Source organism: Nocardiopsis sp. NPDC055824, assembly GCF_053616335.1.
The window spans coordinates 1-23,651 of record NZ_JBSHDN010000026.1; the positions used below are offsets into that span (position 1 = coordinate 1).

General features: G+C 72.6%; 18 protein-coding genes. 16 read left to right on the forward strand and 2 right to left on the reverse strand.

The features are described 5' to 3' along the window. The 13 genes from ACWGL3_RS08625 to mmsB all read left to right on the forward strand — a co-directional run. The coding region (locus tag ACWGL3_RS08625; protein WP_452461105.1) for a YdcF family protein at window positions 1-710 on the forward strand (710 nt) is incomplete at its 5' end. Window positions 711-760: 50 nt separating this feature from the next. Beyond that, the gene (locus ACWGL3_RS08630) at window positions 761-2,014 is read left to right on the forward strand and encodes a deoxyguanosinetriphosphate triphosphohydrolase (RefSeq protein WP_267945947.1); all 1,254 of its coding nucleotides are present in this window, start codon (window positions 761-763) and stop codon (window positions 2,012-2,014) included. Between the two features lie 203 nt (window positions 2,015-2,217). Beyond that, entirely contained in the window at window positions 2,218-3,234 is a 1,017-nt protein-coding gene (locus ACWGL3_RS08635; RefSeq protein ID WP_267950471.1) for a LacI family DNA-binding transcriptional regulator, read from the forward strand. Window positions 3,235-3,274: 40 nt separating this feature from the next. Further along, window positions 3,275-4,996 (forward strand): ribulokinase, encoded by a 1,722-nt coding sequence (araB, locus tag ACWGL3_RS08640; protein WP_452461106.1) that lies wholly within the window; start codon window positions 3,275-3,277, stop codon window positions 4,994-4,996. Beyond that, on the forward strand, window positions 4,993-5,685 hold the full coding sequence (locus ACWGL3_RS08645; protein WP_452461107.1) for an L-ribulose-5-phosphate 4-epimerase: 693 nt from the start codon (window positions 4,993-4,995) through the stop codon (window positions 5,683-5,685). Before araB ends, ACWGL3_RS08645 begins: the two co-directional genes overlap by 4 nt. 9 nt (window positions 5,686-5,694) lie before the next feature. Next, window positions 5,695-7,131: an L-fucose/L-arabinose isomerase family protein gene (locus ACWGL3_RS08650; RefSeq protein WP_267945944.1), complete on the forward strand. Its 1,437-nt coding sequence runs from the start codon at window positions 5,695-5,697 to the stop codon at window positions 7,129-7,131. Window positions 7,132-7,214: 83 nt separating this feature from the next. Continuing rightward, window positions 7,215-8,558, forward strand: coding sequence for an extracellular solute-binding protein (locus tag ACWGL3_RS08655; RefSeq protein WP_267945943.1), 1,344 nt, complete (start codon window positions 7,215-7,217; stop codon window positions 8,556-8,558). A gap of 11 nt (window positions 8,559-8,569) precedes the next feature. Then, window positions 8,570-9,493 (forward strand): carbohydrate ABC transporter permease, encoded by a 924-nt coding sequence (locus ACWGL3_RS08660; protein WP_267945942.1) that lies wholly within the window; start codon window positions 8,570-8,572, stop codon window positions 9,491-9,493. Window positions 9,494-9,497: 4 nt separating this feature from the next. Next, window positions 9,498-10,430, forward strand: a complete 933-nt coding sequence (locus tag ACWGL3_RS08665; RefSeq protein ID WP_267945941.1) for a carbohydrate ABC transporter permease — start codon at window positions 9,498-9,500, stop codon at window positions 10,428-10,430. A gap of 22 nt (window positions 10,431-10,452) precedes the next feature. Next, window positions 10,453-11,976, forward strand: a complete 1,524-nt coding sequence (gene arfA, locus ACWGL3_RS08670) for an arabinosylfuranosidase ArfA (protein ID WP_267945940.1) — start codon at window positions 10,453-10,455, stop codon at window positions 11,974-11,976. 40 nt (window positions 11,977-12,016) lie between these two features. Further along, the gene (gene chvE / locus ACWGL3_RS08675) at window positions 12,017-13,108 is read left to right on the forward strand and encodes a multiple monosaccharide ABC transporter substrate-binding protein (protein ID WP_452461108.1); all 1,092 of its coding nucleotides are present in this window, start codon (window positions 12,017-12,019) and stop codon (window positions 13,106-13,108) included. After that, window positions 13,105-14,709: a sugar ABC transporter ATP-binding protein gene (locus tag ACWGL3_RS08680; RefSeq protein WP_267945938.1), complete on the forward strand. Its 1,605-nt coding sequence runs from the start codon at window positions 13,105-13,107 to the stop codon at window positions 14,707-14,709. Before chvE ends, ACWGL3_RS08680 begins: the two co-directional genes overlap by 4 nt. After that, window positions 14,706-15,989 carry a multiple monosaccharide ABC transporter permease gene (gene mmsB / locus ACWGL3_RS08685; protein ID WP_267945937.1) on the forward strand — a complete coding sequence of 428 codons (1,284 nt, stop codon included), beginning with the start codon at window positions 14,706-14,708 and terminating at the stop codon, window positions 15,987-15,989. The genes ACWGL3_RS08680 and mmsB overlap by 4 nt, the downstream gene beginning before the upstream one ends. 90 nt (window positions 15,990-16,079) lie before the next feature. Here the strand turns inward: mmsB and ACWGL3_RS08690 are convergent, their stop codons facing one another. Then, on the reverse strand, window positions 16,080-17,669 hold the full coding sequence (locus ACWGL3_RS08690) for a VWA domain-containing protein (protein WP_452461109.1): 1,590 nt from the start codon (window positions 17,667-17,669) through the stop codon (window positions 16,080-16,082). Continuing rightward, window positions 17,666-18,850, reverse strand: coding sequence for a substrate-binding domain-containing protein (locus ACWGL3_RS08695; RefSeq protein ID WP_267945935.1), 1,185 nt, complete (start codon window positions 18,848-18,850; stop codon window positions 17,666-17,668). Before ACWGL3_RS08695 ends, ACWGL3_RS08690 begins: the two co-directional genes overlap by 4 nt. A gap of 159 nt (window positions 18,851-19,009) precedes the next feature. Here ACWGL3_RS08695 and dnaG point away from each other — a divergent pair, with 159 nt between their 5' ends. From dnaG to ACWGL3_RS08710, 3 genes are all read left to right on the forward strand, one after another. Beyond that, window positions 19,010-20,896 carry a DNA primase gene (gene dnaG / locus ACWGL3_RS08700; protein WP_267945934.1) on the forward strand — a complete coding sequence of 629 codons (1,887 nt, stop codon included), beginning with the start codon at window positions 19,010-19,012 and terminating at the stop codon, window positions 20,894-20,896. Window positions 20,897-20,982: 86 nt separating this feature from the next. Beyond that, window positions 20,983-22,086, forward strand: a complete 1,104-nt coding sequence (gene rpoD / locus ACWGL3_RS08705; protein WP_267945933.1) for an RNA polymerase sigma factor RpoD — start codon at window positions 20,983-20,985, stop codon at window positions 22,084-22,086. A 151-nt stretch (window positions 22,087-22,237) separates the two neighbouring features. Beyond that, window positions 22,238-23,569, forward strand: coding sequence for a glycoside hydrolase family 18 protein (locus tag ACWGL3_RS08710; protein WP_267945932.1), 1,332 nt, complete (start codon window positions 22,238-22,240; stop codon window positions 23,567-23,569). Window positions 23,570-23,651: the final 82 nt, after the last annotated feature.

Genomic DNA, 23,651 nt, shown 5'->3' on the forward strand with positions numbered 1-23,651 from the left:
GGCCCGACGGGCCCTTCGACGAGGAGCCCCCTCTCCCTCCCCGGGGCGGACGCCCCGCGCGCCCCGCTCCCCGGCCGCGCCGCCGCAAGCGGCGTCCCGTCCGCCTGCGCTGGATCGTCACGCTCCTGCTGCTCGTGGCGCTGGCCATCCCGCCGGGCACCTGGGGCTGGGTCTGGTACACGGCCCGCCAGGACGACCGCGTCGCCTCCGACGCCATCGTCGTCCTCGGGGCCAGCCAGTACAACGGCGTCCCCTCGCCCGTGTTCGAGGCCCGGCTGAGGCACGCCCAGGTCCTCTACCTGGAGGGCGTCGCCCCCGTCATCGTCACCGTCGGGGGCAAGCAGCCGGGCGACAACTTCACCGAGGCGGCCGCGGGCAAGAACTGGCTGGTCGAGGTCGGCATCCCCGCCGACCAGATCATCGCCGTGGAGGAGGGCAGGGACACCCTCCAGAGCATCGGCGCCGTCTCCCTGGTGTTCGAGGACCGTGCCTGGGAGACGGCGGTCCTGGTCTCCGACCCCTGGCACAGCCTGCGCTCCAAGCGGATGGCCGCCGACTTCGGGATCGAGGCGGGCACGTCGCCCTCGCGCTCCGGGCCGGCCGTCATCGAGCGGCGCACCCAGCTCTGGTACATCACCAGGGAAACCGCCTCGCTCTGGTACTACTGGATCTTCAACGACAGCAGCGACATCCGCGTCAACGCTGCCTGACCAGCGCGGAAGGCGTGTTTGGTCCCTGCTGGGAAGTAGGGTCGCACACGATGACGAACCACCCCCGAGGCGAGAGCGGAGCCGACGGCTACACGTCGGCGGACACCGAGCGCAAGGCGCGCGAGAACCGGAAGAACCGGGCCCGCGGTCCTTTCGAGCGCGACCGGGCCAGGGTGCTGCACAGCGCCGCCCTGCGGCGCCTGGCCGCCAAGACCCAGGTGGTCCAGCCGGGGGTGAGCGACTTCCCGCGCACCCGCCTCACCCACTCGCTGGAGTGCGCGCAGATCGGCCGCGAACTCGGCCAGGCACTGGGCTGCGACCCGGACCTGGTCGAGGCGGCCTGCCTCTCCCACGACCTCGGGCACCCCCCGTTCGGGCACAACGGCGAACGGGCCCTGGACGAGGCCGCCGCCGCCTGCGGCGGGTTCGAGGGCAACGCCCAGAGCCTGCGCCTGCTCATCCGGCTGGAGGGCAAGATCATCGACCCCGACGGGCTCAGCGCGGGGCTCAACCTCACCCGCGCCACCCTGGACGCCACCGTCAAGTACCCGTGGTTCCGGGGCGAGGGGCCCGACACCCACAAGTTCAACTGCTACCCCGACGACACGGAGACCTTCGCCTGGCTGCGCCGGGGGGCGCCCCCCGGCCGCACCTGCTTCGAGGCGCAGGTCATGGACTGGGCCGACGACGTGGCCTACTCCGTCCACGACGTCGAGGACGCCCTGCACGCCGGACTCGTCGACATGGCCGCCCTGCGCGGCACCGACGAGCGCGCCGAGGTCGTCCGGCTCGCCGCGGCCTACTACTGCGACGCCGACCCCGCCGAGCTGCACCACGTGTTCGCCGAACTCCTCGCGGCGCCCGTGTGGCCGAGCGAGTTCACCGGGGACCTCGCCTCCCTAGCCGCACTCAAGAACCTCACCAGCGAACTCATCGGCCGCTTCTGCCGGGCGGCCGAGCACGCCACCCGCGCCGCCCACGGCCAGGGGCGGCTCACGCGCTACGGCGCCGACCTGGTCGTGCCCCGCCGGGCCCTCCTGGAGTGCGCGCTGCTCAAGGCGGTCGCCGCCCACTTCGTGATGTCCCGCGTCGAGGCCATCGCCTACCAGGCGGAGGAGCGCCGCCTCATCACCGAGCTCGTCGGCGCACTCCGGAAGAGCGCCCCCGACGGCCTCGACCCGCAGTTCCGCGCGGCCTTCACCGAGGCGTCCGGCGACGCGGCCGCGCTGCGCGTGGTCGTCGACCAGGTCGCCTCGCTCACCGACACCTCCGCGACGGCGCTGCACGCCCGTCTGGTGGGCTGAAGGGAGAGGGGTCCCGGAGGGCCGGGGAGCCTCCGGGGCGGAAGGGCCTGCGGGCTCCCGACGGGGGCCTCGCCGACGATTCGGTCGGGCAGGGGGGTTGACGCCTCGTATGTTAACGCTAACAATGTTGTCCGCGTCACATTTCCCCTGAGATTCCCGGAGGTGTCGTTCAGGTGAACCCCCCCGGTGGCCGCACCCCCGTCATGGCGGACGTCGCCAGACTGGCCGGTGTCTCCCACCAGACGGTGTCCCGCGTCATCAACGGCCACCCCAACGTCCGCCAGGAGACCGTCCTGCGGGTGCAGAGGGCGATCGACGAACTCGGCTACCACCGCAACTCCACGGCGCGGGCCCTGGTCACCCGCCGCACCAACGTGCTCGGCGTCCTCGCCTTCGACACCACCCTCTTCGGCCCGGCGCAGACCCTGGCGGGGATCGAGCGGGCCGCGCGCGAGGCCGGCTACTTCCTGAGCATGGTCAGCCTCGACGACGTGTCGCCGGCCGGCGTCGTCGCCGCGGCCGACTTCCTGATCCAGCAGTCCGTCGAGGGCTGCATCGCCATCGCCCCGCAGAGGGGCCTGGTCGACGCCCTCGCCTCGCTGCCCGGGCCCCTGCCGCTGGTCGCCGTCGAGGGCGGCGAGGGCTCCGGCCTCCCGGTCGTCTGCGTCGACCAGGTCCAGGGGGCCGAGGAGGCCGTCCGCCACCTCCTGGCGCTCGGCCACCACACGGTCCACCACATCGAGGGGGACCCGCTCTGGCTGGAGTCCGAGGCCCGCGCGTTCGGATGGCGCCGGGCCCTGGAGGAGGCGGGCGCGCCGGTCCCGGAACCGCTCCAGGGCGACTGGAGCCCCCGGTCCGGCTACGACCTCGGCCGCGCCCTGGTGGGGCGCAGGGCCGCGGGGGAGCGGGTGACCGCGATCTTCGTGGGCAACGACCAGATGGCCATAGGGGTCCTGCGCGCCCTGCACGAGGCGGGACTGGGCGTGCCGGGCGACGTCAGCGTCGTCGGCTTCGACGACATCCCCGAGGCGGAGTACCTCACGCCGTCCCTGTCCACCGTGTACCAGGACTTCGCCCAGGTCGGCCGGGAGAGCCTGGCGCTGCTCCTCGGCGAGATCGGGGCGGGCCGCACCGGCTCGGCCGACCCCGCCGGGGCCGGGAGACGCGTGGTCCCGGCGGAACTGAGGCAGCGGGGCAGCAGCGGGCCGCCTCCCCCCTGACCGCCCGTCCCACGCGCCTCCTCCACGGAAGGAACCCCCTGTGCGCGAGAATGTTAACGCTAACAACAAGCCGTCCCCCGACGCGGTCGTCATCGGCGTCGACTTCGGGACCCTCTCCGGCCGGGCCGTCGTCGTCCGGGTGGCCGACGGGGCCGAACTCGGCTCCGCCGCCCACACCTACCGGCACGGCGTCATCACGGAGCACCTGCCCGCCTCCTCCGGGCCGCTGGCCCCCGAGACCGCGCTCCAGTGCCCCGAGGACTACCGCGAGGTCCTGCGCACGGCCGTGCCGGAGGCGCTGCGGGCCTCCGGCGCCGACCCCGGGCAGGTGGTCGGCATCGGCACCGACTTCACCTCCTGCACGGTCCTGCCCGTGACCGCGGACGGGATCCCGCTGTGCGAGCTCCCCGACCTCGCCGGGCGCCCGCACGCGTGGCCCAAGCTGTGGCGCCACCACGCCGCCCAGCCGGAGGCGGACGAGATCAACGCCCTCGCCGAGAAGCGGGGGGAGACGTGGCTGGCCCGCTACGGCGGCCGGATCTCCTCGGAGTGGCAGTTCGCCAAGGCGCTCCAGGTCCTGCGGGAGGACCCCGAGGCGTACGCGCGCGCCGACCGCTGGATCGAGGCCGCCGACTGGATCGTCTGGGAACTGTGCGGACGCGAGACCCGCAACGTCGCCACCGCCGGGTACAAGGGCATCCACCAGGACGGCGCCTGGCCCTCCGCGGAGTTCCTGGCCGCCCTCGACCCGCGCTTCGCCGGCTTCGTCCGGGACAAGCTCGCCCACCCCCTCTCCCAGCTGGGCGAGCGCGCGGGCGGCCTCACCGCCCGGGCCGCGGCCTGGACGGGCCTGCCCGAGGGGCTGCCCGTCGCGGTCGGCAACATCGACGCGCACGTCACCGCTGCCACGGCCCGGACGACCGGCAACGGCCGGATGCTCGCCATCATGGGCACCAGCACCTGCCACGTCATGAACTCCGACGTCCTCGCCGAGGTCCCCGGCATGTGCGGGCTGGCGCTCGGCGGCATCACCCCCGGCGCCTGGGGCTACGAGGCGGGCCAGAGCGGTGTCGGCGACATCTTCGCCTGGTTCGCCGACTCCCACGTGCCGCCCGCCTACCACGAGGAGGCCCGCGAACGCGGCCTCTCCGTCCACGACCTGCTCTCCGAGCGGGCCTCGGGGGCGCCTGTCGGGGGCCACGGCCTCGTCGCCCTGGACTGGCACAGCGGCAACCGCTCGGTCCTGGTCGACCACGACCTGTCCGGCGTGCTCGTCGGGATGACCCTGGCCACCAGGCCGGAGGAGGTCTACCGGGCCCTGGTCGAGGCCACGGCCTTCGGCACGCGCACGATCATCGGGGCCTTCGAGGCCGCCGGGGTCCCGGTCGAGGACTTCACGGTGGGCGGCGGCATGGTCCGCAACCCGTTCGTGCTCCAGGTCTACGCCGACGTGCTCGACCGCCCGATCAGGCTGGTCGCCTCCGAGTACAGCTGCGCCGTGGGGTCCGCCATCCACGCGGCCGTCGCGGCCGGCGCCCACCCCGACATCCACGCGGCGTCGGCCGCCATGGGCCGGGTCCGGGAGAAGACCGTCGACCCCGATCCCGCCAGGGCGGCGGCCTACGACGACCTCTTCGAGGTCTACACCGAGCTCCACGACCACTTCGGCCGGGGCGGCAGCCAGAGCCTGCGCCGCCTCCGGGCCATCCGCAACGCCACCCTGGCCACCGCGGGGAACGGCACCGAGGAGGGAACACGATGACCGCCGAGACGGCCCGCACCGTCCCCGACGAGCACCGGGCGGAGGTGGAGCGCCTGCGCGAGCACCTGTGCGCGCTGCACGCCGAACTGCCCCGCTGGAAACTGGTCACCTGGACCAGCGGCAACGTCTCCGCCCGCGTCCCCGGCGCCGACCTCATGGTGATCAAGCCCAGCGGGGTCTCCTACGACGACCTGGCCCCCGCCGACATGGTCGTCTGCGACCTGGACGGCCGGGTGGTCGAGGGGGGCCGGTCCCCGTCCAGCGACACCGCCTCCCACGCCCACGTCTACCGCGCGCGCCCCGACGTCGGCGGGGTCGCGCACACCCACAGCGCGTACGCGACGGCCTGGGCCGCACGGGGGGAGCCCATCCCGTGCGTCATCACGGCGATGGCCGACGAGTTCGGCGGCGACATCCCCGTGGGACCGTTCGCCCTCATCGGCGGCGACGAGATCGGCAGGGCGGTGGTCGCCACCCTCCGGGGCCACCGCTCCCCGGCCGTCCTCATGCGCGGCCACGGCGTGTTCACGGTCGGCGCCTCCGCCCGCGCCGCGGTCAAGGCCGCGGTGATGTGCGAGGACGTCGCGCGCACCGTCCACATCGCCCGCCAGGGCGGCCCCCTCGAACGCCTGCCCCAGGAGCACATCGACGCGCTCCACGACCGGTACCAGAACGTCTACGGCCAGTAAGGAACGATCGTGCCCCTTCCCACGCCCCCGGCCGCCGCCCACGCGCCCGTCGGGACCCGTGCGCCCCGTATCGGCCTCCTCGGCATCATGCAGCCCCTCTACGACGACATGATCCCCGGCATCACCGAGCACCAGGCCGCCTACGCGGGCCGGGTCGCCGAGAAGCTCTCCGGCGTCGCCGAGTGGACCGTGGCCCCTCCGGTGCGCGGACGCGCGGACGCGGAGCGCGCGATGCGCGCGTTCGAGGACGCGGACCTCGACGGGGTCCTCGTGGTCATGCTCACCTACGGGCCCTCCCTCCGCGTCACCCGCATGTTCGGCGGGGCCCGGCTGCCGATCGCCCTGGCCAACATCCAGCCCGATCCCGCGGTCTCCCCGTCCTGGGACATGGACGACATGACCTACAACCAGGGCATCCACGGCGCCCAGGACACCGCCAACGCGATGGTGCGCGCGGGGCTCCCCTTCGAGGTCGTCACCGGCGAGTGGCAGAGCCCCGAGTTCGCCGGGAGGATCGACCGCTGGGCCAGGGCGGCCCGCGCGGTCACGGCGCTGCGGGGCCTCCGGGTCGGCGTGTTCGGCTATCCCATGAACGGCATGGGCGACGCCCGGGTGGACGAGAGCTCGCTGCTGCGCAAGCTCGGGCCGGAGGTCGAGGTCATCGCGCCGGGCTCCCTCCACCGGACGATGGCCGAGATTCCGGGGGAGGAGGTCGCGGACCTCATGGCCTGGGAGGACGGGGCCTTCGAGGTGGACGGGCGCCTCTCGAAGGAGGAGCGCGAGGACCACGCCCGCATGCAGCTGGGCATCGAGAGGCTGCTGGAGGAGCGGGGCGCCGGCGCCTACTCCACCCACTTCGACGCCATCGGCGAGGACGGCCGCTTCGCGCGGCTGCCGATGGCCGCGGCCTCCACCCTGATGGCCAAGGGGTACGGGTTCGCCGGCGAGGGCGACGTGCTGGCCGCCTCGATCGTCTACGCCGGGCACCAGCTCGCGGGGGACGGCCACTTCACCGAGATGTACGCCATGGACTTCCCCAGCGACTCCGTCCTCATGAGCCACATGGGCGAGGGGAACTGGCGGATCGCGCGCGAGGACGAGCCCGTCCGACTGATCAAGCGCCCCCTGGGGATCGGCGGCCTCGACGACCCGCCCACCATCGTCTTCCGCTACCGGCCGGGCCCCGCGACCCTCGCCTCCCTGGTCTTCCTCGGAGGCGAGGACTTCCGCCTGGTGGTCGCGGAGGGCGAGGTGATCGACGCGCCCGGGCTGCCGTCGCTGGAGATGCCCTACGGACAGTTCCGCCCGGAGACGGGCGTGCGGTCGTGCATGGACGCCTGGCTCAGGTCCGGCGGCACCCACCACATGGTCATGAACACCGGCGCGAGGGCCGAGGACTGGAAGGTCCTCTGCTCGCTCGCCGGCATCGAGTACGTCCGGGTCTGACCCGGAACCCGCGGCGCCGAGGCGCCCGCTTCCCGGGGAGGGCCCGCCGGGCCCTCCCCACCCCCCGGCGCAAGGAGAACACCATGCGCGTCCGACCCCCCGAATCCCCCGAACCCCCCGTTCCCCCCGAACACCCGGCCCCGCGCGGCCCCGGCCGCCGGGCCTTCGCCGCCGGAGCCCTCGCCGCCGCGGGCCTGGCCGCCGCCGGGTGCGGCCCCTCCCCGGCCCTGCTCTCCGGCAGGACCCGCCTGCGCCAGTGGAACCTGTTCGCGGGCGGGGACGGCATGCGGATGATCGAGATGCACGACGCCTACGTACGCGAGCATCCCGACGTCGACTTCCGGGCCACCACCTTCACGTGGGGCTCCCCCTTCTACACCAAGGTCGCGATGGGCGCCGCGGGCGGGCGCGGCGCGGACATCGCCACCGTGCACGTGTCCCGGCTGGAGAGCCTGGCGCCCGGGCGGCTCCTCGACCCGATCGACCCCGTGATGCTCGCGGAGGCGGGGATCGACGACACGGTGGTGCTCCCGCGGATCTGGGAGAAGTGCTTCTTCGACGGGGAGCTGTACGCGATCCCCATCGACACCCACGTGCTCATCCAGTTCGTCAACCTCGACGTGTGCCGCAGGGCGGGCGTGCTCGACGCCGACGACCGGCTCGTCGAGGTCTCCGGGCTGGACGGCTACCTCGACCTGCTCCGCGAGATCCAGGGCGCGACCGGGGAGTACGGCCTGTCCGTCGACACCTGGGCCCCCTGGCCCAACTTCTGGGCGCTCTACCGCCAGCAGGACGGCGACCTCGTCATCGGCGAGGACGACTTCGAGCTGGACGACGACAAGGCGCTGGCCGCCATGGAGGTCATGTACCGGCTCTCCGAGGAGGGGCTGTCGCCGAGGCACTCCATGCTCGCCGACACGGCGGCCAACCTCGCCAACGGCCAGGCCGGGCTGATGATCCACGGCAACTGGGAGATCCCCACCCTGGAGGCCGCGGGCACGGAGTTCACCGCGACCCAGTTCCCGGCGGTGTTCGGCAACAACCGCACCCGCGGCGACTCGCACTGCTACGTGTTCCCCCACCAGCGCGACAGGGACCCCGAGCGCACCCGCGCCGCCGTCGGGTACGCCGCCTGGATGCTGCGCCACAGCATCACCTGGGCGGCCGGAGGACACATCCCCGCCTACCTGCCGGTGGTGGAGAGCGACGATTACGACGCCCTGCACCCGCAGTCGGAGTACGCCGAGGCCGCCGAGAACGTCCAGTTCGAGCCGCAGGCCTGGTTCAGCGGTTCGGCCGGGCGCCTCCAGGAGGAGGCCACCGGCCCGCTGACCACCCTCCACCAGGGCACCCAGACCCCCGAACAGGCCCTGGACCAGCTCAAGGGGGCCATCCGCACCCTGATCGCCGTCCCCTCACCGGTGTAGGGAGGAACCCCGTGACCACTCGTGCCCCGGCGGCCCCGCCGGACGGCCGGACGGACCTCCCCGACGTGCGGCGCCGACCCGCCGCCCGGACCGGGCTCTGGTTCGTACTGCCCTTCCTCGCCTTCTACCTGGTGTTCCTGCTCTGGCCCGCGATCGTCGGGTTCGGCTACACCTTCACCGACCGCAGCCTGGCCGGCGGGCCGACCTCCTTCGTCGGCCTGGAGAACTGGGCCGAGAGCCTCACCGACCCCGCGATGTGGGAGTCGCTGTGGAACACGCTGGTCTTCACCGTGCTCAGCGTGCCGCTGATGGTGGCTCTCGCCCTCGCCCTGGCCCTGCTGACCGACCACGCCCGCAAACTGGGCTGGTTCCTGAGGTTCGGCTTCTTCGCCCCGTTCGTGCTCCCGGTCGCGGTCATGACGCTCATCTGGGGCTGGATGTACAACCCCAGCCTCGGCCTGTTCAACGGCATGCTGGGCCGGATCGGCGTGGAGGGCCCCGAGTGGCTCTTCGGCGAGGGCACCGCGATGGTCTCCGTGGTCGTCGCCACCGCCTGGTGGCAGGTCGGGTTCAACTACCTGCTCTACCTGGCCGCCATGCAGTCGATCCCCGGTGACGTCTACGAGGCGGCGGCCATCGACGGGGCCGGGGCCTGGCAGCGGATCGGCCGCATCACGCTCCCGCTGCTGGCGCGCACCACCGCACTGATCGCGGTCCTCCAGCTGATCGGGTCGCTCCGCGTGTTCGAGCAGATCTACCTGATGACGTCGGGCGGCCCGAACTTCGCCACCCGCACCGCCATCCAGTACATCTACGACTCCGGGTTCGTCGGGCTCCGCATCGGCCTGGCCTCGTCGATGGCCTACGTCTTCATGGTCATCGTCATCGCGGCCTCCGTCGCCCAGTTCCGCCTCTTCTCCCGGAAGGAGGCCTGACGCCATGGCCGCAGCCCGACCCCCCGCAGTCCCGCCCTCCGCAGCCCGGCCCCTGGCGACCCGGCCCCCCGCCGGACGGCCGAGCACCCGCGGCCCCGCCCCCCGCAGGCGGCTCCCCCGCGTCACCGTGGGCTCCGCCGCCCTGTACACGGTCGCCGCACTGGCGGCGCTCGCCTGGCTCCTCCCGCTGCTGTGGGCGATCGACACCTCGCTCAAGCCCGAGGGGGAGACGACGCTCCTGCCGGTCACCTGGTCGATCGCCGAGCCCACGCTGGAGGCCTACCGGCTGGTGCTGGCCCGGGGCGACCTCGTCCGCTGGGCCGTCAACTCCACCGTGACCACCGTGATCGTCACGGTGCTCACCCTGGTCCTGTGCGTGCTGGCCGCCTACGGGTTCAGCCGGTTCGACTTCCGGGGCCGGGGGTGGCTGTTCGCACTGGTCATCGGGGGCATCCTCATCCCGCCGCAGACCCTGATCGTGCCGCAGTTCGTCCTGATGACCCAGCTCGGCCTGGTGGACACCTACTGGGGCGTCGCCCTGCCGCAGGTGGTCGCGCCGGTGTTCGTGTTCATCCTCAAGCGGTTCTTCGACGCCGTCCCCCGCGAGTACGAGGACGCGGCGCGGATGGACGGGGCCGGTCCGGCGCGCATCCTGTGGAGCGTCGTCCTGCCCCTGTCCCGACCGGTCCTCACCGCGGTCGGCATCTTCACCTTCATCGGCGCCTGGAACAACTTCCTGTGGCCGTTCATCGTGACGACCGACCCGGAGATGATGACGCTCCCCGTGGGGCTCGGCACCGTCGCCGGGCAGTACGGGGTGCAGTACGCCCAGGTCATGGCCTCGGCCGTCCTGGGAGCCGTTCCACTCCTCCTCGTGTTCCTGCTCTTCCAGAAGAACATCGTCACCGGCGTCGCCGGCGCCGGGATCAAGGGATGACCCCCCACTCCGAAGGAAGCCCATGCTCCACGCCTCCCTGACCGCCGACCCCGCCCAGACCGTCGCCCCGGTCCACCGACGGACCTTCGGCTCGTTCGTCGAGCACATGGGCCGCTGCGTCTACACCGGCCTCTACGAACCCGGCCACCCCACGGCCGACGCGGACGGCTTTCGCGGCGACGTCGCCGACCTCGTCCGCGAGCTGGGCGTCACCACCGTGCGCTACCCCGGCGGCAACTTCGTCTCCGGCTACCGGTGGGAGGACGGCGTCGGCCCCAAGGACCGCAGACCCGTCCGCCGCGACCTCGCCTGGCACAGCCTGGAGACCAACCAGTTCGGGCTGAACGAGTTCGCGACGTGGTGCGGACGGCTCGGCATCGAACCCATGATGGCGGTCAACCTCGGCTCCCGGGGGCTCCAGGAGGCCCTGGACCTGCTGGAGTACGCCAACCACCCCGGCGGCACACACCTGTCCGACCTGCGGGCCGAGCACGGACACCCCGACCCCCACGACATCCGCATGTGGTGCCTGGGCAACGAGATGGACGGGCCCTGGCAGATCGGCCACCTGGACGCCCGCTCCTACGGGCGCAAGGCCGCGCAGGTCGCCCGCGCCATGAAAATGGCGGACCGCGACCTCGAACTCGTCGTGTGCGGCAGCTCAGGTTCGGGCATGGCGACCTTCGGGGCGTGGGAGGCCACCGTTCTGGAGGAGGCCTACGACGCCGTCGACCACATCTCCCTGCACGCCTACTACGAGGAGCACGACGGCGACCTGGCCAGCTTCCTGGGCTCGGTCGCCGACATGGACCACTTCATCGACTCGGTCGCCTCCACCGCCGACGCCGTCGGGGCCAGGCTGCGCGACACGAAGCGCATCCAGCTCTCCTTCGACGAGTGGAACGTCTGGTACCTGAGCCGCCACCGGGCGCTGGCCGAGGTCCAGCCCGCCGACGACTGGAGGACCGCCCCCCGCGTCATCGAGGACCGGTACAACGTCGCCGACGCCGTCGTGGTCGGCAACATGCTCATCAGCCTCCTCCGGCACAGCGACCGCGTCACCGCCGCCAGCCAGGCGCAGCTCGCCAACGTCATCGCCCCGATCATGACGGAGCCGGGCGGACCGGCATGGCGGCAGACCATCTTCCACCCGTTCGCGCTCACCGCCGCGTCCGCCTCCGGCCGGGTACTGCGCGCAGAGGTCGCCGCGCCCCTCCAGGACACCGCCAGGTACGGCGGGGTGCCCGTGGTCGACGCCGCCGTCACCCACGACGAGGCGACCGGCGCCGCCGCGCTGTTCGTCGTCAACCGCTCCGTCGACCAGCCGGTCGCCCTCGACGCCGACCTGCGCGGACTCGCCCCGGCCGGCGTCACCTCGGCGCTCACCCTCGCCGACGACGACGCCTACGCGGCCAACAGCATGGCCGACCCCGACCGGGTCACCCCCTCGCCCAACAAGGACGCGCGCCTGGAGGGCGGACGGCTCGGCCTCACGCTGCCCCCCGTCTCCTGGTCCGTCGTCACCCTGTCCACCGGCCGCCGCTGAACGGCGACCACCCCCCACCGGAAGGAAGAGGAACCAGTACATGCGAGACCACCGGAGGGCCCTCCCGGCCCTGGCAGTCGTAGGGGCGTCGCTCCTGCTCACCGCCTGCGGCGGCGTAGGGGACGCCGCCCGCCCAGAGGGGGAGGCCGGAACCATCGGCATCTCCATGCCCACCCAGTCGTCGGAGCGCTGGATCGCCGACGGCGCCAACATGGTCGAGGAGTTCGAGGAGCGCGGCTTCGGCACCGACCTCCAGTTCGCCGAGGACGTGGTGCAGGACCAGATCTCCCAGATCGAGAACATGATCACCCGGGGCGTCGACGTCCTGGTGATCGCCGCGATCGACGGCGCCGCCCTGGGCGACGTCCTCGACATGGCGGCGGACAACGACATCCCCGTGATCGCCTACGACCGCCTCATCCTCGACAGCGAGCACGTCGACTACTACGCCACCTTCGACAACCTCCGGGTCGGCGAGCTCCAGGGCGACTACATCGTCGACGCCCTCGACCTGGAGAACGAGGAGGGGCCCTTCGACATCGAGCTGTTCGGCGGTCCGCTCAACGACAACAACTCCTTCTTCTTCAACGACGGCGCGATGGCCGTGCTCCAGCCCTACATCGACGACGAGACGCTGGTCGTCCGCAGCGGGCAGACCTCCATGAACCAGATCTCCACCGAGCGCTGGGACGGCGCCGTCGCCCAGGCCCGGATGGACAACCTCCTCAGCGCCCACTACTCCGACGAGGAGGTGGACGCCGTCCTGTCGCCCTTCGACGGCATCAGCCTCGGCGTGATCGAGTCCCTGAGGGCGGTCGGCTACGGGAGCGGGGACAGGCCCCTGCCCGTCATCACCGGCCAGGACGCCGAGGTGTCCTCGGTCAAGTCGATCATCGCGGGCGAGCAGACCCAGACCGTCTTCAAGGACACCCGGGCCCTGGCCGCCCAGACGGTCGACATGGTCGAGTCCCTCCTCGCCGAGGAGGACGTCGAGGTCAACGACACCGAGAGCTACGACAACGGGGTCAAGGTGGTCCCCGCCTTCCTGCTCGAGCCGGTGTCGGTGGACATCGACAACTACGAGGAGGAACTGGTCGGCAGCGGCTACTACGAGGAGTCCGACCTCGAATGAGCGAGACGCAGACACGACCGGCCCCCACCGGCAGGCCACTGCTGCTGATGCGCGACATCCGCAAGGAGTTCCCCGGCGTGCGCGCCCTGGACGGTGTGTCGCTGAGCGTCGGACACGGGAGCGTCCACGCCCTCATGGGCGAGAACGGCGCCGGGAAGTCCACGCTGATGAAGGTGCTCAGCGGGGTCCACCCGGCGGGCTCCTACGACGGCGAGATCCTCGTCGACGGCGACCCCTGCGCCTTCGCGGGGGTCGCCGACAGCGAGCGCGCCGGGATCGCCATCATCCACCAGGAGCTGGCGCTCGTCCCCCAGCTGTCGGTCGGAGAGAACATCTTCCTCGGCCACGAGAGGGCCCGGCGCGGCGTCGTCGACTGGGGGGCCACCCACGCCGAGGCGCGCGCACTCCTGCGGCGGGTCGGCCTGGACGAGGCGCCCACCACGCCGGTGTCGGCCCTCAGCGTGGGCGCGCAGCAGCTCGTGGAGATCGCCAAGGCGCTCGCCAAGCGGGTGCGGCTGCTCATCCTCGACGAGCCGACCTCCGCCCTGACCGAGGTGGAGAGCGACCGGCTCCTGGACCTGCTCCTCGGGCTCCGGGACGAGGGGGTGACCTGCATCCTCATCTCGCACAAGCTCGGCGAGGTCGTCCGGGTCAGCGACGAGATCACCATCCTGAGGGACGGCCGCGCCGTGGAGACCCTGGCCGTGGAGCGGGGCGAGGACGGGACGCCCTCCGTCGACGAGGACCGCATCATCCGGGGGATGGTCGGCCGCGACCTGGACCAGCGCTACCCCGAGCGGGTCGGCGAGATCGGAGGGACACGCTTCGAGGTCCGCGACTGGACGGTGGCGCACCCGACCCAGCCGGGGCGGCTCATGGTCGACGGGGTCGGCCTCACCGTGCGGCGCGGGGAGGTCGTCGGGCTCGCCGGGCTCATGGGCGCGGGGCGCACCGAATTCGCCATGAACCTGTTCGGCCGCTCCTACGGGCGCCGTGTCAGGGGCAGCCTGACCAAGGACGGGGAGGAGCTGGACACCGGCACCGTGGCCGCCGCGATCCGCGGCGGCGTCGCCTACGTCCCCGAGGACCGCAAGACGCTCGGGCTCATCCTGGACGACGACATCCGCCACAACACCACCATGGCGGCCCTGGACCGGGTCTCCTCCCGCGGGGTCCTCGACCCCGGGCTGGAGGCGGTGGAGGCGGCGCGCATGAGCGAGCGGATGCGCGTCCGCAGCCACGGCACCACCCAGGCGGTGCGCACCCTCAGCGGCGGCAACCAGCAGAAGGTCGTGCTCGGCAAGTGGCTGTTCACGCGCCCCGAGCTGCTCATCCTCGACGAGCCCACCCGGGGCATCGACGTCGGGGCCAAGTACGAGATCTACCTGATCGTGCGCAGGCTCGCCGCCGAGGGCGCGTGCGTGCTGTTCATCTCCTCGGAGCTCCCCGAGCTCCTCGGCATGTGCGACCGGATCCTCACCCTGTGCGAGGGCCGGATCACCGGCGAGGTCCCGGGCGAGGAGGCCGACCAGGAGACCCTCATGAGACTCATGACACGGACCGGTGACCAGGACCGGACCGACCCGAGGAGCCCGCGATGACCACCCGTCCGTTGACACTCGCCACGACCCTGATACGGGCGAACGCGCGGCAGTACGGCATGGCCGTCGCCCTGGTGGCGATCATCGTGCTGTTCCAGATCCTCACCGGGGGGCTGCTGCTGACCCCGCTCAACGTCACCAACCTGATCATGCAGAACTCCTACATCCTGATCCTGGCGATCGGGATGATGCTGGTCATCGTCACCGGGCACATCGACCTGTCGGTCGGCTCGGTGGTGGCGTTCACGGGCGCGGTCTCGGCCATCATGCTCACGTCGTGGGGGCTGCCCACGGTCGTGGTCGTCCCCGCGGCACTGCTCCTGGGCGCCCTCATCGGCGCCTGGCAGGGGTTCTGGGTCGCGTACGTGCGCGTGCCCGCGTTCATCGTGACCCTCGCCGGGATGCTCGTCTTCCGCGGGGCGACCCTGGCCGTGCTGGGCGGGGAGTCCATCGCCCCGCTGCCCACCTCGCTGCGGAACATGGCGAGCGGCTTCCTGCCCGACGTCGAGGTCCTGGGCCTGCACCTGCCGACCCTCCTGCTGGGCGCGGCCGGCGCCGCGGCCGTGGTGTGGATCCAGTGGCGTTCGCGGGCGCGCGACCTCAGGCACGAGCTGCCCACGGCGCCGACAGCGGTCACGGTGCTGGTCTCGGCGGTGACCGCCGTGGTCATCATGGTGTTCGCCTACGTGCTGGCCCAGTACAACGGGCTCCCCCTCGTGGGGCTGCTGCTGGTCGCCCTCATCGCCGGCTACTCGTTCGTCATGCGGTCCACGACCGCCGGCCGCCGCGTGTACGCCGTCGGGGGCAGCGAACAGGCCGCGGCGCTGTCGGGGATCAGGACGCGCCGCACCACGTTCTGGGTGTTCGTCAACATGGGCGTGCTCTCCGCCCTCGCCGGCCTCGTGTTCACGGGACGGCTCAACGCGGCCACTCCGGGCGCGGGGACCATGTTCGAGCTGGACGCGATCGCCGCGGCCTTCATCGGCGGGGCGTCCGCCGCCGGGGGCGTGGGCACCGTCGTCGGGGCCGTGGTCGGGGCCCTGGTCATGGGCGTGCTCAACAACGGCATGTCGCTGATCGGTCTCGGCGTGGACTGGCAGCAGCTCATCAAGGGCCTGGTGCTGCTGCTCGCGGTGGCGTTCGACATCTACAACAAGCGCCGCGTCACCGTGGGGCGCACCCTCGACGTGAGGCCCCCGGGCGGGACGGCCCGGGGAGCCGGCCCGAAGGCGGACGACCCGTCCCCGTCCGGGGAGGGAGGTGTCCGCGCGGGGCCCTGAGGACCGCCGTGCGGGGGAGCGGACCGCTTCCCCGCACGGCGCACCGCCGGGCCGCCGCCGACAGCGGCCGAGGGCGCCGCCCCGCCAGCCCTACTGGTAGCCGCGGATCTCCCGGAAGATCTGTTCGAGGTCCTGTTCGCGGGCGTCGAAGACCCGGCCGCCCGTCACCTCGGCGACGCTCGACATCTCCGACTCGTCCGAGTCGCCGAACAGCACCGTGAAGACGGGCGCGGCCGCCGCCTCCGGCGACAGCTCCTCCAGGGAGAGCCGGAAGTCCTCCAGGTCCGAACCCAGGTTCACCTCGCCGTCGGTCATCAGCACCACCGACGTCAGGTGGTCGCCGGAACCGCCCTCCAGCAGCGCGTACGCCTCCCGCAGCGCGTCGTAGGTGGCCGTCTCGCCGTCGGCCTCCAGGGACCGGACCTCCTCAGCCACGTCCTCCGCGACCGCGTCCGCGGACCCCGGCTCCATCACGAACGTGCGCGGCTCACCGGGCTCGGTGGCGAACGGCAGCAGCGTGATCTCCTCCCGCTCCTGGAACGCCTGCGTCCGCCGGGCCAGGGACCCGCCGTCCGCCCCCGTCAGGGCCACCAGCGCCGACCGCAGCTCACGGATGCGCTCGCCCTCCATCGACCCCGACACGTCCAGCACGTACACGGTGCGCGCCGGACGGCGCAGGACGCCGACGTAGTCGGCGACCAGGTCGTCCACCACCTGCCTGTGGGCGGGGAACGGCAGCTCCACCAGGGGCGGGACCTGCGCCCGCAGCACCGCGTCCGGGGAGACCGGGCGGCGCCACGTGTCGTCGGCGATCCGCTGCTGGGTCGGGCCCGACAGCAGGTCCTCGACCAGGCGCCCGTACGCGGACACGGCGTCCTCCGAGGGGTCCGCCAGCAGTGTCAGCGGGTAGTCGGCCGTCACCGCGCCGTCCGCGGGGTGCACCAGAGCGAGCGGCTCCTCCAGCGTGCCGGAGGCGTTCAGCGACAGCAGTACCGACTCGTAGTTGATCAGGCCGTCCACCGGCCGCCCCTCGCGGGCGCGCCGCTCGAACGCCTCCGACAGCCATCCGGACGAGCCCGCGGTGACCTCCTGGCCCCCGAAGAACTCCTCCAGCTCCGGGCGGACCCTCTCCACGTCCCGGCTCTCCAGGGCGGTGCCCGTGTCGGCCAGGGCCGAGGCCACGCCGATCAGCGCCGAGAAGCCGGAGTTGGAGGCGCCGGGGTGGGTCATCCCGTAGGTCAGACCCTCCTCCGCGACCGCCCTGCTCACGTCCGCCCAGGTCACCTCCGCGCCGCCGGTCCACCCCAGCTCGTCCGCGCGCGACCCGGTCACGCCCAGGACCACGGGGGAGACCATGACGGGGGTCTCGGTGTGCACGGCCGTCCTGCCGCCCCCGTCCAGGTGCAGGTAGCGGTTCGAGCCGAACCAGACGGCGTCGTACCCGTCGGTGTCGCCCCCGGCCACCCGGGCGAGTCCGTCCAGGGTGCCGGTGTAGTCCAGCTCCACCGTCACGCCGGTCCGCTCGGAGACCTCCTCCAGCAGGGGTTCCAGGTCGGCGATCTCGCTGCCCGCCAGCACCCTCAGGGTGTCCGCGGACCCGCCCGGGACCGTGCAAGCCCCGGCCGCCAGGACCAGGGCCAGGGCCGCGGCGCCCGCCGCGGAAGCCGTCGGGGACCTCATCCCGCCCCTCCCGCCGCCGCGCCTCCGCCGGCGCGGCCCGTGTCCTCCCCGTCGTCCGCGGGCGGACGCATCCCGCTGCTCGTGTAGGCGTCCTCGATACCGGTCAGCAGGGACTCCAGGGCCTCGTAGGCGGGCGGGTGGACCACGTCGGCGACCTGCGTGCGGACGGAGAGGCCGTGCTCGTCCACCAGGTCCTGGAAGTGCCGGGTGTCCTCGGTGCGGAACCCGTGGCCGGCCGCCAGCGCCTGGAGCTCCGCGTCCCCGGTGAGCAGGCGCCCGACCTCGTCGCCCGCCCCGGTGAGGGGGACGACGGTGTGCTCGGCGTACACGGTCGGCCCCGGGTAGAGCACCACCACGCCGTCCGCCGGGGCGGGGCCCTCCACCATGGCGTGGACGTACTGGGACTCGTAGACCCACACCAGCGGCGTGTGGCCCGCGCCCAGGTCCCGGAACTGCTCGAAGGGCTGCTGCGAGGACTCGGGGGGCTGGCCCTGGGCGAGGAAGAGCCGGGAGAGCGTGTCGACGATCTCCCGGTCCACCGGGCCCGGGGACACGGCCTCCTCGCCGTTGAGCAGGTAGGAGAGGACGGCCACGTACATGGCGGCCGAGTTGGAGGTGCGCGGGTCGGTGGTCCGGATCAGGACCTCGTTGCGGTTGCTGGAGCTCACCGAGTCGCCGGGCAGGTCGCGCCAGCGGGTCCGCTCCTCCGTCAGCTCCAGGTAGGCCGCCATGTCGAACTCCCACGCGCCGTCCTCGGCCCGCCGGGCGACCCCGGCCTCCTCCAGGGCCCGGACCATCGGCTCGTAGGCGAGGAGGACCATCGGGGTGCTGAACGGCTGGTACTCGGCGGTGACCCCGTTGAGCTCCCTGGCGCGCTCGGCCAGGTGCCGGGAGCCGGGGGAGACGAAGTCCGCGTCGCCGGGCTCCTCCGCCAGCAGGCGCGATCCGCGCGGGCGCACCCGCACCTCGTACCCCAGCTCGCCGAACCTCTCCACGACGCGCTCGTCCTCGAAGAACGCGACCTTCTCCGACCCGACGATCCCCTCGACCGGCCGGCGGTCCCCGAGGACGCGGTCGACCAGGACCACGCCGATGGCCGCGAGCAGCGCCGCGATGACTGTTCCGGCGGCCACGACGAACAACGTCCTGGTGCGGCCGGGCCGGTGGGGGATGCCAGGCACCGCGTCGTCCCTCCTCGGTTGGACCGGTGGTGGTCGCACCCTCCCAGGGCCGACCGGCGAGGAGCCGACCCCCCGGTGTCAGGGGTGTGGACGGCGGGAGAACCCGCGGTGCCCCGGACGGCGGTCGGAACGGCCCGGGGGAGAACTACCCTGGGGACCGTGGCAGGCCGGATCAGAGACGAAGACATCGCGCTCGTACGCGAACGCGCGCCCATCGCGGACGTGATCGGCGAGTACCTCCAGCTGCGCAACGCGGGAGGCGGCTCGCTGAAGGGGCTGTGCCCCTTCCACGACGAGAAGTCCCCCTCCTTCAACGTCACCCCCTCCAAGAACCTCTGGTACTGCTTCGGCTGCGGGGAGGGCGGGGACACCATCTCCTTCCTGCAGAAGATCGACAGCCTCAGCTTTGCCGAGGCCGTCGAGTCGCTCGCCCGGCAGGTCGGGGTCACCCTGCGCTACGAGGAGGGCGGCCGCAGCACGGCGCGGCACGACTCGGGCAAACGGCAGCGCCTCCTCGACGCGCACCGCGCCGCCGCGGAGTACTTCGCCGAGCAGCTCCTCACCGCCGGGGCCGTCACCGCCCGCCGCTTCCTCGACGAGCGCGGCTTCAACCGCGTCCACGCCGAGCACTTCGGCCTGGGCTACGCGCCCGCCGGATGGGAGAACCTCACCTCGCACCTGCGACGCAAGGGCTTCACCGACCAGGAGCTGATCGAGGGAGGGCTGGCCAGCCAGGGGCGTCGGGGCGCCTACGACCGCTTCCGCAACCGGCTGCTGTGGCCCATCCGCGAGGTCACCGGGGAGGTCGTCGGCTTCGGTGCGCGCAAGCTCGACCCGGCCGAGGACGGGCCCAAGTACCTCAACTCGCCGGAGAGCCCCATCTTCCACAAGGGGCGGCTGCTGTACGGCCTCGACCTTGCCAAACGCGACATCTCCCAGAAGAGCCAGGCGGTCATCGTCGAGGGCTACACCGACGTCATGGCCTGCCACCTGGCCGGGGTGACCACCGCGGTCGCCACGTGCGGCACCTCCTTCGGCGAGGACCACCTCAAGATCCTGCGCCGCATGCTCCTGGGCCGCTCCAACCAGGGCGGCCGGGTGGTGTTCACGTTCGACGGCGACGCGGCCGGCCAGAAGGCCGCGGTGCGCGCCTTCGCCGAGGAGCACGGCTTCGCCTCCGAGACCTTCGTGGCCGTCCAGCCCGACGGGCTCGACCCCTGCGACCTGCGGCTCCGCCACGGGGACCAGGCGGTGGCGGACCTCGTCGACAACCCCGCGCCCCTGTACGAGTTCATGATCCGCAAGGTCATCGAGGACTACGACCTCTCCGCGCCCGAGGGCCGCATCGCCGCGCTGGACGCCGCCGCGCCGGTGGTCGCCAGCATCCGCAACGCGGGGGTGCGCAGGCTCTACGGCACCAACCTGGACCGCTGGCTCGGCATCCTGGACGAGTCCTTCGTGCTGCGCCGCGTCAACCAGCACATCCGCCGGGGAGGCGCGCAGGAGGGGCGGACGGCCGCGCCCGCGGCGCGCCCCGTTCCCACCCCCGACGCGCAGGACGCCCCGTACAACCTGAACGACCAGTCCCTGCTCCGCGAGCGCCAGGCGCTCAAGATCGCCCTCCAGTACCCGTCCCTGGCCGTCGGCTTCGACAAGTTCACCGACGAGGACTTCACCGTCCCCCAGCACAAGGCGGTGCTCCAGCTCATCATCGCCGCGGGGGGAGTGGCCGCCGCGCACGACCCCGCCGCGTGGGTGAGCGCCCTGCGGGAGGCCGCTCCCAACGAGACCCAGCGGGATTTCCTCACCCGGCTGGCGGTCGAGCAGGTGGAGTTCTACGGAGAACTCGACGAGCATTACGCGCGGCAAATGCTGAGCACAATCAGAACTCATTCCATCAACCGGCGCGAGTCAAACCTGAGGTCAGAGCTGTCCCGCCTGGGATCGGGTTCCCAGGTTGAGGAACAACAGCGGGTATTGACCGAACTCATGGCGCTCCAGCAGGAAAAACGTGCCTTCCAGGACGAGTTGGCGGACGGTATGTAGCACCGGGGTGACAATAGTAGTTCTCCCTTTTCCGGTGCCCGAAAGGGCACAATGGGATGGTGTCTCCCACGGTTGCGACCAACGAAATGCCACCCATTCGCCAGGTGGCCGGACTGCTCCCCGACACCGGTGGCGGGGCGGTCAGCCGGAGCGAGGTCGCCTCGGCCCTGGAACGACTGGACGCGCCGCCGGAGTCGCTGGACCGGACGGTCGCCCACCTCGCCCGGATCGGCATCGAGGTCTCCGACCCCGACGAGGCCGCCCAGCCCCCCGACGGCGCCCGCCGCTCCGGATCGGACCTGGTGCGCCTGTACCTGCGCGAGATCGGCCGGGTGCCGCTGCTCACCGCCGAGCAGGAGGTCGAGCTCGCCAGGGCCGTCGAGGTCGGCCTGTACGCGCAGCACCGGTCGTGCGCCGACGGCGCGTGCTCGCCGGAGGAGCTCGCCGTCCTCGTGGAGGAGGGAGGGCGGGCCAAGAGGCGCCTGATCGAATCCAACCTCCGCCTGGTCGTGTCGATCGCCAAGCGGTACATGGGGAGGGGCCTGCTCTTCCTCGACCTCGTCCAGGAGGGCAACCTCGGCCTGATCCGCGCCGTCGAGAAGTTCGACTACGCCAAGGGGTTCAAGTTCTCCACCTACGCGACGTGGTGGATCAGGCAGGCCATCACCCGGGCGATAGCGGACCAGGCGCGCACGATCCGCATCCCCGTCCACATGGTCGAGACGATCAACAAACTCGTCCGGGTGCAGCACCAGCTCCACCAGCAGCTCGGGCGCGAACCGAGTACCGCGGAGGTCTCCTCGGCCGCCGGATGCGTCGGGGACCGGATCCTGGAGATCCAGCGGATCGCCCGGGAGCCCGTGTCGCTCCAGGCGCCGATCGGCGACGAGGAGTCCGACTTCGGTGACTTCATAGAGGACTCCGACGCGGTCGTCCCGGTCGAGGCGGCGGCCTTCACCCTGCTCCAGGAGCAGCTGCACGCCATCCTCGGCGACCTGTCCGACCGGGAGCGGCGCATCATCCGGCTGCGCTTCGGGATGGCCGACGGGCACCCGCACACCCTGGAGGAGGTCGGCCGCGAGTTCGGGGTGACCCGCGAACGCATCCGCCAGATCGAGGCCAAGACCCTGGCCAAGCTCCGGCACCCCTCCCGGGCCGGCACCCTGCGCGACTACATCACGGGCGACTGACCGCGCCGCGCCGCCCGCCCGCGCCACCCCGGACCCGAAAACCAACGCACGGGCCGCCCCCAGGGTTCCCCGCCGCGGCGGGAACGGCCTCATGTGGCCGACATGGGCCGAACCTCCGGTGCCCGCCGCCCCCGGCCCCTAACGTCGAGGGGTGACCGCCACCCCGAACCAGCCGAACACCCCGGACCTCCCCCGGCGGCGCTCCCCGCTCCTCGCGCTGGGGGCCGTCGTCACCGCCGGGGCACTGGTCACGGGGCTCTTCGCCGTCGCGACCGCGAGGAACCCCGAGCGCATCGGGTACTTCGCCGACTGGAACGTGGCCAACCGCGGATACACCCTCAAGGAGTTCGAGGACAGCGGCTCCGCCGACCGCCTGACCCGGCTCATGTGGGCGTTCGGGGCGATCAGCCCGGAGGGGCTCTGCCACATCCCCGACACCCACGACCAGCCGTGGGAGCTGTACCAGCGCAGGTACGAGGGGGACGAGAGCGTCGGCGGCGAGCCCGACGAGTACGAGCAGGAGCTCGCGGGCGGACTCAACCAGCTGCGCCTGCTGCGCGAACGCCACCCGGACCTGGGGGCCAGCCTCTCCCTGGGCGGCTGGAACTGGTCGACCCACTTCTCGGTCGCGGCGCGCACCCAGGAGTCCCGTGAGGCCTTCGCGGCCTCCTGCGTGGACCTGTGGCTGCGGGGCGACCTCCCGGTCCGCGGCGGCGAGCCCCAAGGGGGCGACGGCGCGGCCGCCGGGGTCTTCGACGGCATCGACCTGGACTGGGAGTGGCCCGGGGGAGCCGGGCACCCGGACAACGTCGAGCACCCCGACGACGCCGCCAACTTCACCCTGCTGGTCGCCGAGTTCCGCCGCCGGCTCGACGAGCTGTCCGCGGAGACGGGGGAGGAGTACGTCCTGTCGGTGTCCCTGTCCGGAGCGGCGGAGACCAGCGGGTCCTACGACCCCGCGATCTTCGGGCAGGTGGACTTCGCCACCGTGCAGGGCTACGACTTCGCCGGGCCGTGGAGCGACGGGACCGCCCACCACTCGAACCTGTTCGCGCCCGCCTCCCAGCCGGACGCCAACAGCGTCGACGCCGCGATCCGGCGCTACCTCGACGCGGGGGCGCCCCCGGAGAAGCTGGTGATGGGCGTCCCCGCCTTCGGCCGGGGCTGGCAGGGCGTGCGCTCCGACCGGGACGGAGGGCGCGGCCAGACCGCCGAGGGGCCCGCCGACGACCACTACGACGGCCCCACCATGGCCTTCGGCGACCTGGAGGAGCTGGAGGGGCGCCGCCACCTGGACGAGGAGGCCGGCGCCTACTGGGTCCACGACGGCGACGAGTGGTGGACCTACGACAACCCCGACGTGATCGCCCTCAAGGGCGAGTACGTACTCGACCGGGGCCTGGGCGGGCTCATGGTGTGGAACCTGGACATGGACCCCGACGGCACCCTGGTGCGCGCCATGGACGCGTCGCTCGGGGGCTGACCGCCGGCCCGGCCGAAGGCCCCGCCGCGGCGGACGGGCAGCCCGTCCCGCCCGCCCGGACCCGTGTCCTGCTGCCCGTGTC